Below are 21,368 nucleotides of genomic sequence, written 5' to 3' on the forward strand. Positions count from 1 at the left end.
AAGCGTAATGACTCCGGAGGGCTCGGGCGCCCGCTAGTGATCGCCGCAATCATTGGACGGACTACCGCGGTAGCTTTCACTGCGGAGCGACAACTGACGTTCGGCGTCTTCAGAAAAAGGCGGACTCTGGCACGGTTCTGGTCTATGCCGACGCTCGTTGCCGGTCCGCCGGCCTTTTGCAACTGGTCCATGAATGAAGCGCCAGCCCAGGACGTCGAGCCTGTTACGCCGACTCAATCGTTCGGCCGTGGTGGATTTGATCCGCACCGAAGGAGTGGCATCACCTTCGAGCCTCGCCGAGCGACTGAACATCAGCATCCCGACGGTAATGCGGGTGATCGAGGATCTGATTGCCGAGGATTTGGTGGCGTATGACGGGTTTGACGAGGCCAATGTCCGGGGCCGTCCCCGGGCACGCATCAAGTTCCGCGGCGCGGCGCATGCGATCATCGGCATCGAGGCCGGCAAGGGCGAGTTCTATGGCGCCGTGGCCAATCTCGAGGGCGTCATGCAGACCGAAATGCACGAGACCGCCGACGATGACGGCGAGCGCAATTTCGAGAAGCTGGTCGGCCTGATCCGCCGGTTGATGGCGGCTCCCCGCCCACGCGGCCAAACCATTCGCGGCATCGGCATTGGCCTGCCCTCGATCGTCAGGCAGCCGGCGGGCGAAGTGGTGCTGACGCTCGGGCTCGGCTGGCGCGACATGCCGTTGCGGGCGCGGCTCAGCGAGCATTTTCAGATGCCCATCGTCGTCGAAAACGGGCGCAACCTCGCCGCCGTAGGCGAATGGGGATTCGGGGCCGGGCGTGGCGCCGACAGCGTCGTGAGCCTCTCGATCGGGCCCGGCGCCGGCGCGGGCGTCGTCATCGACGGCAAGCTCTATGGCGGGCACTCGCATGCGGCGGGCGAGCTCAGCTGGTATCTCGATGACCCCCTGCTCACCGGGCGGCCGTTCGAACATCTGGGCGACAAGCAATCGCTGCGCTTTTTCGGCATCCCCGAACAGGCGACCAAGATGCTCGAAGAGGCCAACACCCAGTATGCGGCGGGAAAGCTCACCCTGGCGGCCGTCACCGACCGGCAGGCGGACAAAATCGCGCCGGTTGTCACTGAGTTGCTCGACTATGCGACGATGGCGGTGGGCAGTGTTGCTGCCTTCATGAACCCCGAAATCATCGTACTGGCGGGCCGGGTCGTCGGCGGCGGTGATCTGGTGCTCGATGTGCTGCGGCACCGCCTCATGGGCAATGTGTACGACGCGCCGCGCCTCGTGATGGGCGCGCTGGGGCACCGCGACATCGTGCTTGGAGCGGTGCGTCTGGTGCTCGATGCGACGACCCTCAACCCTGCCGACAGCCTCGTGATGGCCGACTGAAGATCAATCGATCGCAATTGACAGCGACTGTATGTCGGCATTAAGTTTCTAACTGAAAGAAAAACTGCGCCCTGCATCGTGTGGGAGCGTATCTTTCGTGGGAGGACTTCAATGACGAAGATTTTCAATCCGCTTGGGCGGACGATGCAGCGTCGTGACTTCTTGAAAGTTGCGGGTGCGAGCGTTGCGGTTGCAGCCCTGCCGGCGGCAGTTCGCGGTGCCGATCCCGTCAAGCTGCTTCTGTGGTCCTGGTTGCCGGATTTCCAGACACAGGTCGACATGTTCAACGCCGCGCATCCGGGCATCCAGGTCAAACTCGTGAATGCCGGCCAGGGCGCCCCGGAGTATCAGGCGGTCCGTGCGGGCCTGAAGGCGGGCAGCGGCCTGCCCGACGTCGTCCATATCGAATTCCAGTTCCTCGAGAGCTTCCGCCAGATCGACGCGTTCGCCGATATCGGCCAGTGGGCAAACCCGCACAAGGCGGAGTTCCCCGAAGGCACGTGGACCCAAGTCGGCAAGGGTGATGTTGTCAGCGGCATGCCATGGGATTCCGGTCCGATGGCGATGCTCTACCGCAAGGACATTCTCGACAAGCATGGCATCACGCCGCCCGCGACCTGGGCGGAATTTGCCGATGCCGCCAAGAAGCTGCATGCGGCCGACCCCAATGTCTTCCTGACGGACGCGTTGCTCACCAATGGCGGCTGGGTCAATGGTCTTCTGTGGCCGATGGGTTGGAAGCCGATCAGCCGCGATGGCGACAAGCTCGCGATCAACATCAACGACAAGATTTCTAAGGACTTCGCTGCCTATTGGCAGGACCTTATTACCGCGGGTGTCATCGAGACCAAGCCGGGGTTCAACAATGAGTGGTACACCGGCCTCGACTCGGGCCGCTATGCCACCTGGCTCACCGCCGGCTGGGGTCCGGTGTTCCTGACCTCGGTCGCCAAGACCAGCGTGGGCCAGTGGCGTGCCGCCGATCTGCCGCAGTGGGACGCGAGCAAGTTCGCGACCGGCAATTGGGGTGGCTCAGCGCTGGCCGTGATGAAAGCGACCCAGCATCTGCCCGAGGCCGCCGAACTCGCGATCTGGCTGACTACGAATGCCGAAGCCACAAAGCTCTACACCACCAAGCAGTTCCTGTTCCCATGCACCACCGCTCTGCTGACCAGCGCCGAGTTCGCCGGACAGAAGATGGACTTCTACGGTGGCCAGGCGGTCAATAAAGTGTTCGCCAAATCGGCGGCCGCAGTCAGCAACTTTGAGTGGAGCCCGTTCCAGGACTTCTTGTATCAGTCGATGGAAGATGAATTCGGCGCCTCGATCAGCGGCAAGGGCACGCTGTCGGATGCGTTCGACCGCATCCAGGACGCCGTGGTCACCTACGCGAAGGAACAAGGCTTCACCGTAGACTGAGTCCTCCCGGGCAACGGCCGGGCGCGCTTGATCGGCGCGCCCGATCTCTTCATCTTGCCGCACGGGGGACCATGACAATGTCGAATTGGCCAGCCGCAGCGACGCGCCCAGCGCGACCGGGCGGTTTTACGTTACGAAAGCTCGCGCCCTATCTGTTCCTGGCGCCCTTCGTGCTGCTATTTATCGCCTTCATCGTCGCGCCGCTGGTTTATGCGTTCTATATGAGCCTCTACCGCGACACGCTGGTGGGCGGACGGCAATTCGCGGGTGCAGCCAGCTACATCAAGGTCACGGGCGACGCCAAATTCTGGGGCGGCGTGTGGAACCTCGTTCTGTTCGGCATCGTGCAGGTGCCGATCATGCTGGGCCTGGCGCTGTTGTTCGCCATCGTGCTCGATCGCGGCCAGGTCTATGCCAAGGGCGTCTTCCGGCTCGGCTTCTTCCTCCCCTACGCCGTGCCGAGCGTGATCGCGACGATCATGTGGGGTTATCTCTACGGCCCCAACTTCGGCCCGTTCACGCAGATGGCCAAGGCGTTCAACCTGCCGCCGCCGGACTTCCTGTCGCCGGGCGCGATGATCTTCTCATTGGCCAATATCGTGACGTGGGAATATGTCGGCTACAATATGGTGATCTACTACGCCGCGCTGAAGACGATCCCGTCGGACCTCGTCGAGGCCTCGCGGATCGATGGCGCCTCGGCCTGGCAATTTGCGCGGCTGATCCAGCTGCCGCTGCTGTGGCCGGCGATCCTGCTCACCATCATCTTTTCGATCAACGGCACACTGCAGCTGTTCAATGAGCCGTATTTGATGCGCGCGCTCGCCAGAAACACCATCGATTCGAGCTACACGCCGAACCTCTATGCCTATTCGCTGGCGACTTCGAACCAGCAGTATGGCTATGCGGCCGCCGTCTCGTTCGTGCTTGGCATCGTGATCGCCGGTGCCTCCTACATCTTCACCCTGATCACCAACCGTCGTCGGCCGGAGCAATGATGACTGCGACCATCGACATCGCCACTTTCGAAGCTGCCAAGCGCCGGCCCGGCGAACGGCGGCGCTCGCGGATCATCCTCACGCTGCTGCTGTCGGTGTTCCTCCTCTACAGCTTCGTGCCGCTGGTCTATCTGGTCCTGTCGGCAACGAAGACGAATGGCGACCTCTTCACCACGTTCGGCTTCGGCTTCGGCACCGAGTTCAATCTCTGGCAGAATCTGAGCGATCTGCTGGCGCGCGATAACGGCGTCTTCATGCGCTGGATGTTCAACAGCTTGCTCTATTCGACCGTCGCCGGGCTCGGTGCCGCGATCTTTGCTACCGCGGCAGGCTATGCGTTCGCCAAGTTCAAATTCGTCGGCCGCAATCTGCTGTTCGCGCTGGTCTTGGGCGCCGTGATGATCCCGCAGACGGCCCTCGTCGTGCCGATCTTCCTGCTGCTGGCGCTTTCGGGTCTCAGCGACAATCCGCTGGGCGTGATCCTGCCCTCGATGATCTCGCCGATCGGCGTCTATCTGATGCGCGTCTATATCGAGCAAGGCGTCGACGACGAACTGCTCGACGCAGCGCGTATCGATGGCGCCGGCGAGTTCTTGATCTTCCGCGCGATCGTGCTGCGGCTGGTGGCGCCGGGCATGGTGACCGTGGCGCTGCTCTCGTTCGTCGGGACCTGGAACAATTACTTCCTGCCGCTCATCGTGCTGCGCTCGCAGGAGTACCAGCCGATCACAGTGGGCCTTGCGACCTGGTATCAGCTCGCGCAGCAGGGCGGTGGCGGCGGAGAGGTGCTGTTCTCGATCATCATCACCGGCGCGCTGGTCAGCATCATCCCGGTCATCGTGGTGTTCCTGCTGCTGCAGCGGTTCTGGCAGGGCGGCCTCACCGCCGGCTCCATCAAATAGACTATCGCCTGGAGTTTTCCGACTATGACGACTGCCTCGAAATCCGCGCCGCTCTCTGTCTGGCGGCCGATCGCGACCGACACTTTCCTCGTCGGTACCCCGCATTACCCGGAGCATGTCGATGAGACCTATTGGCAGCGCGACGCCGACCGCATGGCCGCGGCGGGCTTCAACACGGTGCGGCTTGCGGAATTCGCCTGGCATATTGTCGAGCCACATGAGGGGACGTTCGACTTCGATTTGTTCGACCACGCCATAGATGTGCTGGGCAAGGCTGGCATCAAGACCATCATGTGCACGCCGACGGCGACGCCGCCGCGCTGGCTGACGGCGCGTTATCCCGAAGTGTTGCGCGTCGATGCCAATGGCCGCGCCACGAGCCATGGCTCGCGCCAGCACGCCAATCTTGCGAGCGGAGTGTTCCGCGAGCATTCGAAGCGCATCACTGAAGCGATGGCCCAGCATTATCGCGGCAATTCGCACATCATCGGCTGGCAGACGGACAATGAGCTCAATACCTCTGGATCGCTGTCCTACGGTCCGGTGACTCTGGCCGAGTTCCAGGCCTTCCTCAAGGACAAGTACAAGACCATCGCCGCGCTCAACGATGCGTGGGGCGGGCATTTCTGGGCCACCGCCTACGACGATTTCGATCAAGTGGTGCTGCCCCTCGACTACGCCCCGGCCCCGGTCGGGCCGACCCATGTGGTCGACTATCACCGCTTCCTCGCCTTCGTCACGGCGCGGTTCCAGCACGATCAGGTGCTGATCCTGCGCGCCACCAATCCAGACTGGTTCGTCTTCCACAATCTGGGGCGGATCGACGACATCGACTTCCGCGGCGAGTTCTCGACCGATCTCGATTTTCTCGGCTTCGACATCTACCCGCATCTCTATGACGAGATGCAGCGGGTCGGCGGAGTCGGCGAGGTGCAGGCGCTGCATCTCGACATCTGCCGCGGCTTCACCGGCAACTTCATCGTGCCCGAGCAGCAATCGGGCTTCGGTGCGCAGCCGAACTTCTCGACGCTGACGCCCGAACCCGGCGAGATGCGCCGCATGGCCTATACGTCAGTGGCGCGTGGCGCCGATGGCGTGATGTTCTTCCGCTGGCGGCCGGCGCATTTCGGCGCCGAGATCTATTGGATGGGCATCATCGATCACGACGACATCCCGCGGCGGCGCTATGACGAGGCCAAGCAGTTCGCGGGTGAGGTCACGGCGCTCAAGGACAAGATACTCGGCACGCATGTGCGCATGGATTTGGGCATCGCCGGATCAGATTTCGACAATCAGGAGATGCACCGCTCCTACCCCATCGGCATGCCGAGCCCGCAGGACGACGCGACGCTGCTGCACCGCTTTTGCTATCGCCACAACATCGCCTGCGGCTTCATCCATCCCGAGGACGATCTATCGAAGCTCAAGGCACTCTATGTGCCGCATTGGCTGAAATGGACCGATGCGTGGACGGTGCGGATCGAGGCCTTCGCTAAGGCGGGTGGAACGGTAATCCTGGGCGGCCGCACCGGATCACGCGACGTTAACAACCACGTCATCCGCGACACCTCGCCGGGCAAGACGCTCTCGGCGCTGGCCGGTATCACGGTCGAGGAGTTCGGGTTGCTGACGCCGATCGGCGGCGACGGCCTGTTCGAGCATGGCGGCCGCTTCGGCGCCAACACGGTGCGCAAGAAGCTGCCGGCGACGTCGGCGAGCCGCCAATACAAGCTCAAGATCGGGAATGCGCAGGTGACGGCGGCGCATCTTTATGAGCTGCTTAACGTCGCGCCCGGCACGGAGGTTATCGGCAGGTGGGCCAGCCGCTTCGCCGAGGGCCAAGCCGCGATGACGTCGCGCAAAGTCGGTAAGGGCAATGTGATTTACCTCGGCACGTACCTCAGCGATGCTCTGGTCGAGGTGCTGGCCGATCAAGTGCTGGCGCCCGCAGGTATCGTGCCGCTCATCGCCGACATGCCGGCCGGCGTCGAAGCGACCATCCGCGAGAGCGAGGACCGCCGCCTGCTGTTCATCCTCAACACGCTGGGTGAGCCGGCAAGCATCGGCAATGTCCCCGCGGGCAAGGATTTGCTCGGCGATGGCAAAGTACGCGGCGGTAAGCTATCGCTCCCGGCCTATGGCTGCAGCATCATCGAACTCGACTAGGGATGTTGTCGCGAGGCCTTGGGAAACGCTCAATATCTTCTGTCCCAGTGATCTTAGATTGGGCAGCAATCCCCACTCTAGGCATCTTTGTGCTGCCACGTGCCACGACTTTCGGTGCGACCGTTGTTCGACGCCGGCGGCAGCCAGCCGACTGGATCTTGACCCTAGTGCCGCAGGATCTTGCTTAGGAAGGCGCGGCTGCGGTCGGTCTTCGGGTCGGAGAAAAATTCCTCCGGAGTGCCGGCCTCGACGATCGCGCCGGCATCCATGAACACCACGCGCTGGGCGACCTTGCGGGCGAAGCCCATTTCGTGGGTCACGACCATCATGGTCATGCCCTCCTCGGCGACCGCGACCATGACGTCGAGCACTTCCGAGATCATCTCGGGGTCGAGCGCCGAAGTCGGCTCGTCGAACAGCATGATCTTGGGGCGCATGCCGAGGCAGCGTGCAATTGCGACGCGCTGTTGCTGGCCGCCGGAGAGCTGCGCGGGATAGGCATTGACCTTGTCGGCTAGGCCGACCTTGGCGAGCAGCTCTCGCCCGGCCTTGTCGGCCTCGGCGCGCGGGATCTTGCGGACATGGATCGGCGCCAGCGTGACGTTCTCCAGCGCGGTCTTGTGCGGATAGAGGTTGAACGATTGGAAGACGAAGCCGATCTCGGTGCGCAGCCGCGTCATATTGGTGGCGGGATCGCCGAGGCGCTGTCCGTCGACGACGAGATCGCCGTCCTTGATCGTCTCCAGGCCGTTGATGCAGCGGATCAAGGTGCTCTTGCCCGAGCCGCTCGGGCCGCAGACGACGACAACCTCGCGCGGCTCGACGCTCAGCGTGATGTCCTTCAACACGTTGAGCGCGCCGAACCATTTGTTGACGCCGCGAAAGTCGATCATGCCCGTTTTGGTCATGTTTTCTGGGCCTTTGAGGTTCGATGTCAAAGCTGCACCTCGCCATGAGCGGCACCCATGCGGCGTTCGAGCCGGCGCGCCAGCATGATCAAGGGATAGCAGACGATGAAATAGCCGACGCCAACGAGGAAGAAGACCAGCAGGCCGTTCGGCACACGCTGCACCACAAGCCAGCCGACGCGGGTGAGATCGGTGAGGCCGATCGCCGAGACGACCGAAGAGTCCTTGATCAGCAGCACATATTGCCCGACCAGCGGCGGCAGCACGATGCGCATCGCCTGCGGCAGCACCACCTGGCGCATGCGCTGCCAGCGCGACAGGCCGGATGCGAGCGCCGCCTCGACCTGGCCGGTCGGCACGGACCGAATGCCGGCGGCGACGATCTCGCAGATGAAGCAGGCGGCGAGGTTGGTCAGCGCGATGATGCCAGCGGTGAAGGCGTCGAGCTCGATGCCCAATTCCGGCAGGATGAAGAAGATCAGGAAGATCTGCACCAGGAACGGCGTGCCGCGGATCAGGTCGACCCAGGCGCCGATGACGCTGGCGGCCAGCCGGTTGCCGCCGGTCCGCAGGATGCCGAGGCCAAAACCGAGAGCCGTGCCCAGCACCAGGCTGATCAGCGAAAGCATCACCGTCATGCCGAGGCCGCGCAAGGCGAGGGGATAGCTGCCGGCGAGGCTGAGGAACTGTTGCCAGATCATATGCGCGCCCCCGCCGTGCCGAGCCAGCGGCTGGAGAGAACAGCCAATCCTTTGAGGCCGTAGTAGAGCAGGAGGTAGAAGGCTGCGATGGTGATGAACCCTTCCGCCGGCATGAAACGGTCGGAGGCAAGCAATTGTCCGGCGCGGGTCAGCTCGGCAACCGAGATCAGCGACAACAGCGCCGAATCCTTGACCAGCACGATCGCCTGTCCGAGCAGCGGCGGGATCGTCACCTTGAAGGCTTGCGGCAAGATCACCAGGCGCATGCGCTGGGCATAGGTCATGCCCGAAGCGACGCTGGCTTCGACCTGGCCGCGTGGGATCGACAATATGCCGGCGCGAATGATCTCGGCGACATAGGCGCCGCTGTTCAGCGACAAAGCGAGGATGCCGACGACCAGTTCAGGCAGGACGAAGCCGAGCCGCGGCAGGCCGAAATAGAGGAAATAGAGCTGCGCCAGCAAGGGCGTGGCGCGCACCGCGTCGATATAGGCCTTGGCCGGCGCGCGAAACATCCATGCACGCTGCAAATTCGCAGCGCACAGCACGATGCCAACGACAAGCGCGCCGATGAAGGACAGCGCCGACAGCCATACGGTCGTGACCAGGCCCTGCCCGAAAAGGGGCAGGTATTCGGCGATGGTGCGGAAGCTGAAGTTCTCGAGCATGGGGTGAACTGCGAGTAGGGAGTAGGGAGTAGTGAGTAGTGAGTAGACGGTAGGCAGTAGCGAAGCGCGGAATGGCGATCCGCTATTTCCTACTCACTACTCCCCCTAATTCCTCAGTGATCCTTCTTCCAGGCGTCGGAATTGACCCAGTAGTCGAGGTTCTTCTGCAGGCGGCCGTCGATGCTGACCTGGTTGAGGAACAGGTTCATCCAGACCAGCAGGTCGGGCTCGTCGTAGCGCGTGGCGAAGGCAAGCGGTTCCTTCGACAGGAGATCCGGCATGATGGTGAAGGTGCCGGCCGGGTAAGCGGTCGACTGGCCCGTGACGGCCGAGACGTCATTGACGCCGCAATCGGCCTGGCCGTTGTTGACGGCGTCGAGCAGCAGCGGGCCGCCGCCCTTGTAGCTCTTGATGTCGGCATCGGGGAAGGCGGTCTTGGCTTCCTTCTCGCCGGTGGCGCCTAGCAGCACGGCGATCTTGGTGCCCTTGGCCTTGCAGTCCTCGGTGGTCTTGAACTTGCTGTCGGCCTTGGTGAAGACGGTACTGCCCGTATACATGTAAGGCGTGGTGAAGGCGACCTTCATGCCGCGCGCCAGTGTCGGCGTCATGTCGGCGACCAAGAGGTCGGCCTTGCCCGACAGCAGCGCCGGGATCAGCCCGTCCCAATCGAAGTCGAGGAAGGTGACCTTGACGCCCATTTCCTTGGCCATCAGCTCGGCGAGTTCAACCGAGCTGCCGGTGCGTTCGCCATTGGCGCCGACCAGCGAGAAGGGCGGTCCTTGCGTCTGCACCGCGACGCGCAGTTCGCCGCGCTTGGTGATGTCGTCCAGCGTTCCGGCGCTGGCCGCGGTGGCGAGCCCGGCGAGCGCAAGTCCGGCGATGAAAAGTCTGGCAATCTTCATGTGGCATTCCTCCCAGTTGGTTGTTGTTTGCCCGCGGACTCCCTTGGGCTCTTTTTGAGCGGCGGCGCCGTTGCCGGCGGCAGCCACCGTTCGAAAATTCTCAGTCCCAGGCCACCGTCTCGGCAACCTTGATGCCGCGTTTGGCCAGTTCGTCGAAGAAGGGACCGTCAGGCACGTCGAGCAGCGGGTTGAGCAGGCCGGGCTTGGCGATGTCACCGCGCGCGAGCATCTGCGCCACGATGCTGGCGGGATAGCCGACGCCAAGGCTCATGCCGAACAGGCCTGAAGCCAGGTCGCGCTCGATGATCAGGTCCGATGTCACCGTCTTGGCCCGGCCGCCTTCGAGACCGGAAAAGACGTTGCGCATCACGCAAAGGTCCTTTTCGCCGGGGCCATATTGCAATTGCGGGCCGAGCAACCGGCCGAGAAACTCGCGCGGGCTGGCGCCGGTGCCGGCAACCTTGTCGTCGGACAGGAAGCCGAGCTCCTTCAGCGGCGCCCAGAACGCCGACCATCCCGGCCAGCGCAGCGTGTAGCGGCCGGAGCGGCGCAGTCCCCTGGCGGCGGCCAGCATCTCGACGTAATGCAGGGCGTCGCCATTGGGAAAGGCTTCGAGCTTGCCGAGGCCCTCGACCTCGATTTCGTGGATAAAGTGATTGTCGTGCTGGCGCGCCGCCGGCACCGCGATGCGTTGCCCGTCCTCGATCATCACGCTGTCGCGGTTCTGGCTGACCAGGACCATGTCGAAGTTCCAGCTCACCTTGTAGCATAGCGGCTTGGCCATCGCCTTCGGCTCGGGGATGCCGCCGCAATAGGAATCGATCGCGGTGATCGTATCGAACTGCTTTGCGGCGCGCGCGTAGAGCACCAGGTCGATGCCGGGATCGAGCCCGCATTCGGTCATGATCGACACCCCGGCCTGTTCGGCGACCGGCGCAAGGTCGGCGATGGCCTTGCCGTAATTGGTGGTGACCAGCGGCGTGCGGGTCGCGATGGCGGCCTGGACCGCCTCGCGCATCAGCGGCTGCGGTAACAAATCGATGACGGCGTCGACATCTGCCAGCACGTTGGCGAGCACCGGAGCGATTGCGCCTTCCGGCACGACGAAGCGGACGCGCGAAAGGTCGGTCAGGCCGCCAAGCCGGGCCGCACCGTCGGGTGCGGTATCGACGCAGACCACCTGTTCGACGCCGTCGCTGGCGACGAGATCGGCGATCGCCGCCCGGCCTTGCAGGCCGAGGCCGCCGAGAACCGCGATCTTCATGCTGTTTCCTTGCGTGCCGGGGTTTCGTCCGACCAGCAGCCTTCCGGCAGGCTGACCCACTTGTTGCAGGAGGCCATGACGACAAAGGTCTCGCTGCGCACGACTTCGCCCGGCTCGCCTGCGCCGGGGATCAATTCGCTGGTGACGCGGTAGAGATCGGCGACGTCGCCGGCCACCGTCACGTCGACGATGATGTCGAAGCGCCCGGTAACCACCGAGGCCGAGTTCACGAATGGCAGTTCGGAGATGCGCTGCGCCAGTTCCCGCGCCCGGCCGCGCCCCTGCGCGTTGATGCCGACCACCGCCGAGATCAGCTCCGGACGCTCGGTCAGGTTCAGCAGCCCGACGATCTTGAGCAGGTTGCGGTCGAGCAAATTGCGCAGCCGCATGCGCACCGTCGGCACCGAGATCGCCATCTTCTCGGCAAGGCGATTGACGCCAAGCTGCGCGTCCTGCGACAGCAGCTTGACCAGTCGCCGGTCAGTCTGATCGAGATGTTCCCGCAAATGCCCAGGCTTTCACAAAGGGAAAGAATTGAATGAGTTTTCTTTCACATATGAAAAACACATACGGGATATTATTTGAAACTGCAAGAGAGTTCGGCCGCGGTTAACAAGCGCCGAATGGCAGAAATTCGCACAGCGAGACAGGCGACGTTCGACGTGGTTCGATCAGAAGCGACACAGGCTCCCTGTCGCCATCACTATCGATCGTGTCCACAGTCAAGAACGAGCGTTTCGTGCTCGATCAATCACGACATGCTTGCGGCTAGCGCGCCGCCGCGCGCTCCAGCCGCCGCGCATATTGCGTCAGCGGAAAGCACATGACGAAGAAGATCAGCGCCACCAGCCCGTAGACCTTGAACGGCTCGAAGGTCGCGTTGTTGATGGCGTTGGAGGTCCTGACCAGTTCCTCGAAGCCGATGATCGAGGTCAGCGCCGTCGATTTGATGAGCTGCACCAGGAAGCCGACGGTCGGCGCGCGAGTGATCGCGAAGGCCTGCGGCAGGATGATAAGCCTCAGCTCCTGCAGGTAATGCAGCCCGAGGCTGGCGCCGGCGTCCCACTGGCCGCGCGGCAGCGCGTCGACGCCGCTGCGCCAGATCTCGGCCAGATAGGCGCTGGCGAAGAAGGTGAGCCCGAGCACCGCCGCCGTCCACGGTTCGATGCGCAGGCCCAGCATCGGCAGGCCGAAGAACATCATGAAGAGCTGCATCAAAAGCGGCGTGCCCTGGAACAGCGCGATATAGCCCGAGGCGACCCGCTTGCTCCATTTGTTCTTGGCAATGCGGAAGAACAGCACCACCAGCCCGACCAGCGCGCCGCCGACGAAGGCTGCAAGCGACAGCAGCACCGTCCAGCGCGCGGCGAGCAGAAGGTTGCGAACGATGTCCCAGAAGGTGAACTCGATCACGACACGCCGGCTCCGAGAACGCGGCGTCCGCTGCCGACCAGCAGCCGGCGCAGCCCCATCGACAGGACGAGATAGACCATGGTCACGACGAAATAGGTCTCGAAGGCGCGAAAAGTGCGCGCCTGCAGCATGTCGGCCTCGTAGGTCAGCTCACGCACCGCGATCTGCGACACCACGGCCGATTCCAGCATCATGATCACGATCTGGCTGGTCAGCGCCGGATAGATCACCTTGAGCGCCTGCGGCAGCACGATCTTGATGAACACCTGGCGCGGTCGCAGGCCCAGCGCCAGCGCGGCTTCCGTCTGCCCGCGCGGCACGGCGTCGAGGCCGGCGCCGACGATCTCGATCGTATAGGCCGCCATGTTGAGCGTCATCGCCAGCATCGCAGCCAGGATCGGGTCGAGCCTGATGCCGAGGCTGGGCAGGCCGAAGAAAATAAAGAACAGCTGCACCAGGAACGGCGTGTTGCGCATCACCTCGACATAGGCCGCAATCGCCAGCCGAAGCGTCTTCGGGCCATTTCTTTTGCCGGCGGCGCCAAGGATGCTGAGGAAGGTTCCCGCCAGCGTGGTGACGGCGATCAGAAGGACCGTCGTCGCCGCGCCGCGCGCGATTGCGCCCACCGCACCCGCAAGCCAGCCGAAGTCGAGGCTGTAGCCCATGGCGTTTGACCTTGTTGGGAAGCGCGGAGCGCAAGAGAGCGGTTCGACGCCAGTAGAGAGCGCCTGAACCGCTCCGGAGATCAATCCTTGAGGTTGTCGGGATTGAGCGGCGTCTTCAGCCAGGCCTTCGAGCTCTCGTCCAGCTTGCCGTCGGCCAGCATCTTGGCGACCGCGTCGTTGACCGCTTTCTTCAGCCTGTCCTCGTTCTTGTTGAGGCCGATATGCGAGGGCGAGGTGAGGAGCTGGAACTTCTGTTCGGGCTTCAGCGCATCCTGCTTGGCCAGCACCTGCGCGCCGACGTCGTTGCCGACGACCATCAGTTGCGTCTGGCCCGAGATGAAGGCCTGGATGACGGAATTGTAGTTGTCGAAGCGGCGGACATCGGCCGAAGCCGGAGCCGCCTGGGTCAAAGAAGTATCCTCAAGCGTGCCGCGATTGACGGCGATCGACTTGTCGGCGAGGTCCTCCTTGCCTTTGACCGCGAGCGCGGCCGGGCCGATGACGGCGATATAATAGGGCGCATAGGCGACGGCGAAATCGATCACCTGCTCGCGTTCCTTGGAGTAGCCGACGCTCATCAGGATATCGACGCGCTTGTCGGTGAGATAGGGGATGCGGTTCTGGCCGGTGACGCTGACCAGGTTGAGCTTCACCTTCAGGGAATCGGCGATCGCCTGCGCGACGTCGATGTCGTAGCCCTTGATGCTCATGTCGGCGCTGGCCGAGGAGAAGGGCGGAAAGTCGGAGAAGATGCCGACATTGATGGCGCCGGCCTTGGTGATGTCGTCGACGGCGTCGGCCTTCGCTTGCGTGGCGAGGGCGAAGCCCGCCGTGGCGAGCATCATCGCCGCGGCAATGGATGACTTGAACTTGGCATGGATTGTCATTGTTATTCCCCTGCTGGAAGCTTGTTGTTGAAACCAGCCGCCGGCTCCAGCGCGGCGGCCGTGTTTGTTTGGTGTTCAGCCCTTCTTGATCGCCGGGCTGAACACCATCAGGCTGAGGATCTCGAACAGCACCTGGGCGCCGACATGGGCGGTGTTGGTGGTCGCGTCGTATTGCGGCGCCACCTCGACGACGTCGCCGCCGACGATGTTGAGGCCTTTCAGGCCGCGCAGCAGCTCGAGCACCTCGCGCGTCGTCAGCCCGCCGACCTCAGGCGTGCCGGTGCCCGGCGCGAAGGCCGGATCGATGCTGTCGACGTCGAAGGAGATGTAGGTCGGGCCGTCGCCGACGATTTTCCTGGCTTTCTCGATGATGGCGGGAATGCCGAGCCCGGTCACCTCCTCGGCATGCACGACGGTCATGCCGGACTCGTAGGTGAATTCCCACAGATATTCGGCCGAACCGCGGATGCCAATCTGGATGGTGCGCGATGGATCGAGCACGCCATCCAGCACCGCGTTGCGGAACGGGCCGCCATGGTGGAACTTGGTCATGTCGAACAGCCCGCTGGTGTCGCAGTGGGCGTCGATATGGATCATGCCGACCGGCGCTTTTTTTCCAACCGCTTTCAGGATCGGATGGCTGATCGAGTGGTCGCCGCCGATCGAGAGCGGCAGCACGCCGGCATCGACGATCTGGTTGGTGCGCTTTTCGATGTCCTCATGACTGATCTCCAGCCGGTAGCGGCTGCGGAACGGCGTGTCGCCGATGTCGGCGACGCGAAGCTCATGCGTCGGCGCGCATTCCAGCACATGGTTGTAGGGCCCGATGCGCTCGATGGCGCGCAGCGCGCGCGGCCCGAAGCGCGCGCCGGGACGGTTGGTGACGCCGAGGTCCATCGGCACGCCGATCATCGCCACCTGCAGGTCGCCGAAATCAGGGTTCTCGGCCGCAATCTCGCGATAGGGCGCGGCGAGGAAGGTCGGGATGCCGGAATAGGGCGCGAGCCTTGTGCCCGACTTGTTGAAGATCTTGTCGGCGACCTTGCGGAATTTCGGGTCGAACATCTCGCCGCCATAGCTCTCGCCATATTTGCGACGCAACGCTTCGAGCTTGCCGCGATCGTAACCCATGTCCGGTTCTCCTCTCTTGCCTGCTTGCAGCGCTGCCCGCATGGACTGTTTGCCAAGCCAGCCTGTTGCCCGGCTGGATCGTTGCCCGCTGACGCCCGCGGATTCCACGTCTCTTGAAGCTGTTCCGGGCAAAAGTGTCGGGCAGCCGCATTGAAAAATCAATTGATATTGTTAGGGTCTTTGTTGTGAGAAAATCTCACAAAGTAGGAGCTCCCATGGCCAAGCGCCTGCCACCGCTGAACCCGTTGCGCGCCTTCGAGGCCACGGCACGGCACGCCTCGCTGACCAAGGCCGCGGGCGAGCTCAGCGTCACGCACGGCGCCGTCAGTCACCAGATCAAGGCGCTCGAGCAGTCGCTCGGCGTAAAGCTGTTCGAGCGCACCGGTCAGCGCGTGAAGCTGACGCCGCATGGCGCCGAATTCCTTCCCGCCGTCTCGGCTGCGTTCGACGGCATCGCCGCCGCCACCCAGCGCATGACGCGCCCGGCAAGCGCCGGTGCGCTGTCCGTGTCCTGCGTGCCGGCGCTGCTGCTGCTCTGGATGACGCCGCGGCTCGGCTCCTTCACCGCGCAATACCCGGACATACAGCTCACCCTGATCCCGTCCAACGATGCCCGCGATATTCGTGCTCCGCAGATCGATGTCTGCGTGCATTACGGCGACGGCAGCTGGACCGACTGCTGGATGCGCAAATGGTCGGGCCTGGAGCTCTTCCCGGTGGTCAGCCCGACATTGATCAACAACCGGCCGATCCGCAGCGTCCGAGACCTTGCCGATCACGTCTTCCTGCATGGCGACGACGGCCGCGAATGGCACACCTGGCTGGCCGCCGCCGACGCGCTCGATCTGGAGCGCGGCCGCCGCCACCATCTGGGCGATGCGCGTATGGCGACGGAGGCGGCGGTGCACGGCCATGGCGTGGCGCTTGGCGATTCCGTGACGGCGCGCGCCTTGCTCGCCAGGGGCATGCTCGTCGCGCCCTTCACCTTGTCGGTGCCGGCGGTCGACGATTTCTACGTCGTCTGCCGCAACGAAATGCGCTCGGCCCCGATCGTCCAGCTCTTCATCGACTGGCTGTTCGCCGAAAAGGAGCAGGACGAAGGCCGCGCCGACGCGCCGGTGGCCGGCCGTGTGCCCAGCCGCAGGAAACGCCCCGCCCTCAAGGTTATCGGCGCCAGGGCCGGATCCTGACGGCTGGACTTGCATAGCTGGTTTTTGTCGGGCCAGCTTGCAAAGCGGGAAGCGCGTTCGAAAATACAGTGCTAAGAGGCATCTCCGCGGCTCGAGCATGATCCCGAAAAGTGGGAACCGGTTTTCGGGAAAGATCATGTTCCAACAGAAAGTTAGATCAGGATGGCGATTCAACGAAACGTCATCCTGATCTAGCGAGCGACGAAAGCGCATTGAGACATGACAAAAACCGATATAGCGCGGCGCGTCTACAACCATACATGGAAGCTCGATCCGATCGTCCGCAGCCTGCTGGACACCGACTTCTACAAGCTTTTGATGCTGCAGATGATCTGGGGCATGTATCCCAAGGTCGACGCCACCTTCACGCTGATCAACCGCACGACCTCGGTGCGCCTCGCCGATGACATCGACGAGGGCGAGTTGCGCGAGCAGCTCGACCACGCTCGCACGTTGCGCTTCTCCAAGAAGGAGATGATCTGGCTCGGCGGTAACAATTTCTATGGCCGCAAGCAGATCTTCGAGCCGGAATTCCTCGCCTGGCTGGAGGATTTCCGCCTGCCCGACTACGAGCTTTCCAGGCGCGACGGCCAGTACGAGCTCTCCTTCCCCGGCCCCTGGATGTACACGACGCTCTGGGAAATCCCGGCGCTGGCTATTATCAATGAACTCCGATCCCGCGCGGCGATGCGTTCCTACGGCCCCTTCGCGCTCGACGTGCTCTATGCCCGCGCCAAGGCCAAGATGTGGGCCAAGACCGAGCGGCTGAAGGCGCTGCCGGGCATCCGCATTTCCGACTTCGGCACGCGCCGTCGCCACTCCTTCCTCTGGCAGCGCTGGTGCGTCGAGGCGCTGAAGGAAGGCATCGGCGATGCCTTCGCCGGCACCTCCAACGTGCTTCTTGCCATGGACAACGACCTCGAGGCTTTGGGCACCAACGCGCATGAACTGCCCATGGTGTTTGCCGCCCTTGCCAATTCCGAGGAGGAACTGCGCGAGGCGCCCTACAAGGTGCTGCAGGACTGGCAGCGCTATTATGGCGGCAATCTATTGATTGTGCTGCCCGACACTTTCGGCACTGCTGCGTTCCTGCGCGATGCGCCGGACTGGATCGCCGACTGGACCGGCTTCCGCCCCGACAGCGCGCCGCCGATCGAGGGCGGCGAAAAAATCATCGACTGGTGGCGCAAGAAGGGCAAGGACCCCAAGCAGAAGCTGCTCATCTTCTCCGACGGGCTCGAGGTCGAGAGCATCGAGGAAACCTACAGGCACTTCCGCGGCAAGGTGCGCATGTCCTTCGGCTGGGGCACCAACCTCACCAACGACTTCGAAGGCTGCGCCCCGACCGAAACCAAGAGCCTCGACGCCATCTCGCTGGTCTGCAAGGTCAGCGAAGCCAATGGCAGGCCGGCGGTGAAGCTGTCGGACAACCCGGCCAAGGCGACGGGGGATGCGAAGGAGATCAAGCGGTATTTGCGCATCTTCGGCGAGAAGGGGCGGGTCGAGCAGCTGGTGAAGGTGTGATGGGCTGCCCGATCTAGCCGCACCGGCTGTAAGGAATTTCGGATAAGTTGAGTTCCCGCCCACCCCCCTCTGTCCTGCCGGACATCTCCCCCGCAAGGGGGGAGATCAGCAGTTCATTCAGGGGGCGCTTTTCCTGCGACGCCGGCGGTTGGCGAAAGCGGCGACGACAGCCAATCTCCCCCCTTGCGGGGGAGATGTCCGGCAGGACAGAGGGGGGTGCGAAGGATCTCGACGCTGGAGGCAATCCCCTTGGGCCTCATATTATCGCAGCCGCCTTGGCGCTGACTCCGCTCCTCCCCACTCCCGCCCTCGCCCACGCCTCCGACCGCGGCCACGTGCTGCTTCTCCCGACCGGCTACTATATCGCCGGCGGCGCTTTTGCCGTGGCCATAAGCTTCCTTGTCCTGGCGCTTCTGCCGCCTGCCGCCCTCGACAATTTCTTGCGCCGACGCGTCTCCCTGTTCACCCTCGGCGACAGTCCACGCGCCGTCGTCAGCCTGATATCCTTTGCCGGCTTCGCGCTGCTTATCGCCGCCGGCCTCTTCGGCAGCCGCGACCCGCTGTCGAACCCGCTGCCGCTGGTGATCTGGACGCTGCTCTGGGCCGGCTTCACGCTGCTGCAGGGCGTGTTCGGCGATCTCTGGTCGTGGGTAAATCCATGGTATGGACCGTGGCGCGTCATAAGCCGGCTTGTTGGCGGACGACGGAGCGGAAACGAGCGGTCGCGTCTGCCTGAATGGCTCGGCTTCTGGCCGGCTTTTGTGCTGTTCTTCGCCTTCGCCTGGTTCGAGCTGATCGATCCGGCGCCCGACGACCCGGCCCGGTTGGCATATGCCGCCGGCATCTACTGGCTGGTGAGCTTTATCGCGATGCTTCTCTTCGGCTACGACGACTGGAGCCGGCGCGGCGAATTCCTGACCGTCTTTTTCTCCATGGTCGCCCGCTTCGCGCCTTTCGAGCGCCGTGATGGTCGCCTCTCGTTCTGCTGGCCCGGCGCCAGGCTGCTGGCGGCCGAGCCGCTGCCGGTGAGTAGCACGGCTTTCCTTCTGCTGGCGCTGTCGTCGGTATCCTTCGACGGCCTGTCCAAAACCTTCTTCTGGCTCGGCCTGTCCGGCGTCAATCCGCTGGAATACCCTGGCCGCACCGCGCTGATCGGCATCGGCAGCATCGGCCTCGTGCTCACCTTCTTTCTGCTTGCGGCGGTGTTCGCGCTCGCTGTCTTTCTCGGCCAGCGCCTGGCAGGCGACAGGCATTCGTTCGGTGAGGCCGCCGGCCTGCTGGTCTGGTCGATCGTGCCGATCGCGCTTGCCTATCACATCGCGCATTACCTCACCGTGCTGCTGGTCGACGGCCAGTATGCGCTGGTCGCCTTTTCCGATCCGTTCGCGCGCGGCTGGAACCTGTTCGGCACCGCCAATATGATGGTCGAGGCGGGCGTCGTCGCCGGCGCCGAGTCGGCCTGGTGGCTGTGGAATATCCAGGCCGGCGTCATCATCTCTGGCCATTTGCTGGCGGTTCTCGTCGCGCATGGCCTCGCCTGGCGGCTGCACAAGCAGGCATCGCGCGCCGCGCTCAGCCAACTCCCGCTTACCCTGTTGATGATCGCCTACACGATCTTCGGCCTCTGGTTGCTTGCCACGCCGACCGCCGGATGAGACAAGGTTGTGTCCTTGGGGAAGCTCGCTTGCCACGTCAGGGCTTTGGTGATTTAGTTTGTACACATGCAATTTTTCCATCCTCCAGGCGAGGACGGTTTAGTCGCCTTATCGCTGGTCAAAACTGAAAAAACAGGGGAACGGACATGGCTGACAAGAATGGATTTTTCGACCTCTCCAAGACGACGCTTTCGCGCCGCACCGCGCTGAAGGGGATCGCCGCCGGCGCTGGCCTTGCGCTGGCGCCCGGTTTCGTCCGCTACAGCCAGGCGCAGAGCTCGGCGCCGATCAAGATCGGTTTCCAGTCGCACCGCACCGGCATCGGCGCCGCCTATGGCCGCTGGTACGAGAAGACAAGTACCGCCGCCGTCAAGGCGATCAACGACGCCGGCGGCATAAGCGGCCGCAAGGTCGAGCTGGTCATCGAGGATGACGGCACCGATCCCGCCCGCGGCGCCGAAGTGGTGGCCAAGTTCGCCAAGCAGCACAAGACCGACATCGTCTTCGGCACCTTGTTCTCGCATGTCGTGATCGGCTCGGCGCCGGCCGCCGGTGAGAACAAGATCCCCTATTTCGTCGTCAGCGAAGGCCATCACGTCGCCTCGACCAAGCTCAACCGCTACGTCTTCCAGCCGGGCATCACCGACGTGAAGAGCCAGATCCAGTCGATGGCGCCGTGGATTGCCGCCAATGCCGGCAAGAAGGTGACGCAGATCTTCCCCGACTTCGCCTTCGGCTACGACCATCGCGACTACCTGCCGCCGGCGCTGAAGGCGCAAGGCGCCGACGTGATCGCGCAGATCGCCATCCCGCCGACGGAAAGCTCCTTCACCAAATACTTCCCGCAGATCCCGGCTGAAACGGAGGTGATCTACCACGTCATGGTCGGCCCTGCCGTGCTCACCTTCGTCAAGGAACTCGGCGAGTTCTACGGCTCCAACCGGCCGCAGCTCTTCGGCTTCATCGATTCGCTCGAAGCCGTCGACATCAACAGCCCCGGCCTCGAATTCCTCGACGGCAGCCATTTCTGGGAAGGCTCGCCGCGCTACGCGCAGCCCGACGATTCCGCTGCGCAAAAAGCCTACCGCGCCGCCGTGGGCATCGACGACAATGGCGCCGCCGTCGGCGACCCCAAGGACGTCTCCACCGCCGCCCACATGTTCGGCTGCTGGGAAACGCTCTATGTCGTCAAGAAGGCGATGGAGGATGCCGGCTACAAGGGACCGGAAGACCGCGCGAAGTTGGTCGAGGCGACCGAGGCGCTGAAGGAATTCGCCGAGGGCACGGAGCATCCGCAAGGGCCGAAAACCTTCAACGGCAAGATCCACCAGTGCTTCGGCATCCAGAACATCTCCAAGGTCGAAGGCGGCAAGCTCAAGGTCGTGCACAAGACCAAGATCGAGGACGGCCTGTACGAGCCGGAAGGGGATTACACGACGCAGGCGCTGTGAGCGACGCTGCTCCACCAAACGTGAGCGCCAAGGCACCCCCCTCTGTCCTGCCGGACATCTCCCCCGCAAGGGGGGAGATTAGCTGTCGTCGCGGGTTTCGCCAATCACCAAGGTTGCGAGGTCGCCTTCGCAGAAACTGCCAATCT

General features: G+C 63.5%; 19 protein-coding genes. 9 read left to right on the top strand and 10 right to left on the bottom strand.

Translation table 11 applies throughout. The annotated features are described in order from the left end of the window. The first annotated feature begins 193 nt into the window (after nucleotides 1–193). The 5 genes from YU3_RS0115240 (at nucleotide 194) to YU3_RS0115260 (ending at nucleotide 6,863) form a co-directional block, all read left to right on the top strand. A complete protein-coding gene (locus tag YU3_RS0115240) occupies nucleotides 194–1,378 on the top strand; it encodes an ROK family transcriptional regulator (protein WP_084508079.1) in 1,185 nt (394 codons plus the stop codon). Between the two features lie 78 nt (nucleotides 1,379–1,456). Next, the gene (locus tag YU3_RS0115245) at nucleotides 1,457–2,797 is read left to right on the top strand and encodes an extracellular solute-binding protein (protein ID WP_156913473.1); all 1,341 of its coding nucleotides are present in this window, start codon (nucleotides 1,457–1,459) and stop codon (nucleotides 2,795–2,797) included. A 77-nt stretch (nucleotides 2,798–2,874) separates the two neighbouring features. Further along, a complete protein-coding gene (locus tag YU3_RS0115250) occupies nucleotides 2,875–3,795 on the top strand; it encodes a sugar ABC transporter permease (RefSeq protein ID WP_027167071.1) in 921 nt (306 codons plus the stop codon). Beyond that, on the top strand, nucleotides 3,792–4,697 hold the full coding sequence (locus tag YU3_RS0115255; protein WP_156913474.1) for a carbohydrate ABC transporter permease: 906 nt from the start codon (nucleotides 3,792–3,794) through the stop codon (nucleotides 4,695–4,697). Before YU3_RS0115250 ends, YU3_RS0115255 begins: the two co-directional genes overlap by 4 nt. 24 nt (nucleotides 4,698–4,721) lie before the next feature. Beyond that, a complete protein-coding gene (locus tag YU3_RS0115260; protein ID WP_027167073.1) occupies nucleotides 4,722–6,863 on the top strand; it encodes a beta-galactosidase in 2,142 nt (713 codons plus the stop codon). Nucleotides 6,864–7,027: 164 nt separating this feature from the next. Here YU3_RS0115260 and YU3_RS0115265 read toward each other — a convergent pair whose 3' ends face one another. The 10 genes from YU3_RS0115265 to speB all read right to left on the bottom strand — a co-directional run bounded on the left by YU3_RS0115265 (nucleotide 7,028) and on the right by speB (nucleotide 15,402). After that, nucleotides 7,028–7,771 (bottom strand): amino acid ABC transporter ATP-binding protein, encoded by a 744-nt coding sequence (locus tag YU3_RS0115265; protein WP_156913475.1) that lies wholly within the window; start codon nucleotides 7,769–7,771, stop codon nucleotides 7,028–7,030. Nucleotides 7,772–7,797: 26 nt separating this feature from the next. Then, nucleotides 7,798–8,472: an amino acid ABC transporter permease gene (locus YU3_RS0115270; protein WP_027167075.1), complete on the bottom strand. Its 675-nt coding sequence runs from the start codon at nucleotides 8,470–8,472 to the stop codon at nucleotides 7,798–7,800. Then, nucleotides 8,469–9,140: an amino acid ABC transporter permease gene (locus YU3_RS0115275; protein WP_027167076.1), complete on the bottom strand. Its 672-nt coding sequence runs from the start codon at nucleotides 9,138–9,140 to the stop codon at nucleotides 8,469–8,471. The genes YU3_RS0115270 and YU3_RS0115275 overlap by 4 nt, the downstream gene beginning before the upstream one ends. A gap of 113 nt (nucleotides 9,141–9,253) precedes the next feature. Continuing rightward, a complete protein-coding gene (locus tag YU3_RS0115280; RefSeq protein WP_027167077.1) occupies nucleotides 9,254–10,042 on the bottom strand; it encodes an ABC transporter substrate-binding protein in 789 nt (262 codons plus the stop codon). Between the two features lie 100 nt (nucleotides 10,043–10,142). After that, nucleotides 10,143–11,306: a saccharopine dehydrogenase family protein gene (locus YU3_RS0115285; RefSeq protein ID WP_027167078.1), complete on the bottom strand. Its 1,164-nt coding sequence runs from the start codon at nucleotides 11,304–11,306 to the stop codon at nucleotides 10,143–10,145. Then, nucleotides 11,303–11,812, bottom strand: a complete 510-nt coding sequence (locus tag YU3_RS0115290; protein WP_027167079.1) for an Lrp/AsnC family transcriptional regulator — start codon at nucleotides 11,810–11,812, stop codon at nucleotides 11,303–11,305. The genes YU3_RS0115285 and YU3_RS0115290 overlap by 4 nt, the downstream gene beginning before the upstream one ends. Nucleotides 11,813–12,074: 262 nt before the next feature. Next, on the bottom strand, nucleotides 12,075–12,719 hold the full coding sequence (locus tag YU3_RS0115295) for an amino acid ABC transporter permease (protein ID WP_027167080.1): 645 nt from the start codon (nucleotides 12,717–12,719) through the stop codon (nucleotides 12,075–12,077). Then, nucleotides 12,716–13,384, bottom strand: coding sequence for an amino acid ABC transporter permease (locus YU3_RS0115300; protein ID WP_027167081.1), 669 nt, complete (start codon nucleotides 13,382–13,384; stop codon nucleotides 12,716–12,718). The genes YU3_RS0115295 and YU3_RS0115300 overlap by 4 nt, the downstream gene beginning before the upstream one ends. Before the next feature lie 80 nt (nucleotides 13,385–13,464). Next, nucleotides 13,465–14,271, bottom strand: a complete 807-nt coding sequence (locus YU3_RS0115305; RefSeq protein ID WP_027167082.1) for a transporter substrate-binding domain-containing protein — start codon at nucleotides 14,269–14,271, stop codon at nucleotides 13,465–13,467. Nucleotides 14,272–14,346: 75 nt separating this feature from the next. After that, nucleotides 14,347–15,402, bottom strand: coding sequence for an agmatinase (gene speB / locus YU3_RS0115310; protein ID WP_027167083.1), 1,056 nt, complete (start codon nucleotides 15,400–15,402; stop codon nucleotides 14,347–14,349). 215 nt (nucleotides 15,403–15,617) lie between these two features. Here speB and gcvA point away from each other — a divergent pair, with 215 nt between their 5' ends. The 4 genes from gcvA (at nucleotide 15,618) to YU3_RS0115330 (ending at nucleotide 21,222) form a co-directional block, all read left to right on the top strand. Continuing rightward, nucleotides 15,618–16,592, top strand: a complete 975-nt coding sequence (gene gcvA, locus YU3_RS0115315; RefSeq protein ID WP_027167084.1) for a transcriptional regulator GcvA — start codon at nucleotides 15,618–15,620, stop codon at nucleotides 16,590–16,592. A 219-nt stretch (nucleotides 16,593–16,811) separates the two neighbouring features. Next, nucleotides 16,812–18,116: a nicotinate phosphoribosyltransferase gene (gene pncB / locus YU3_RS0115320; RefSeq protein ID WP_027167085.1), complete on the top strand. Its 1,305-nt coding sequence runs from the start codon at nucleotides 16,812–16,814 to the stop codon at nucleotides 18,114–18,116. Between the two features lie 194 nt (nucleotides 18,117–18,310). After that, nucleotides 18,311–19,771, top strand: coding sequence for a hypothetical protein (locus tag YU3_RS0115325; protein ID WP_027167086.1), 1,461 nt, complete (start codon nucleotides 18,311–18,313; stop codon nucleotides 19,769–19,771). Between the two features lie 146 nt (nucleotides 19,772–19,917). Further along, a complete protein-coding gene (locus tag YU3_RS0115330) occupies nucleotides 19,918–21,222 on the top strand; it encodes an ABC transporter substrate-binding protein (protein ID WP_027167087.1) in 1,305 nt (434 codons plus the stop codon). Nucleotides 21,223–21,368 lie beyond the last annotated feature (146 nt).

The sequence above is a fragment of the Mesorhizobium sp. WSM3224 genome (genome assembly GCF_000427725.1).
Taxonomy (GTDB): Bacteria; Pseudomonadota; Alphaproteobacteria; order Rhizobiales; family Rhizobiaceae; genus Mesorhizobium.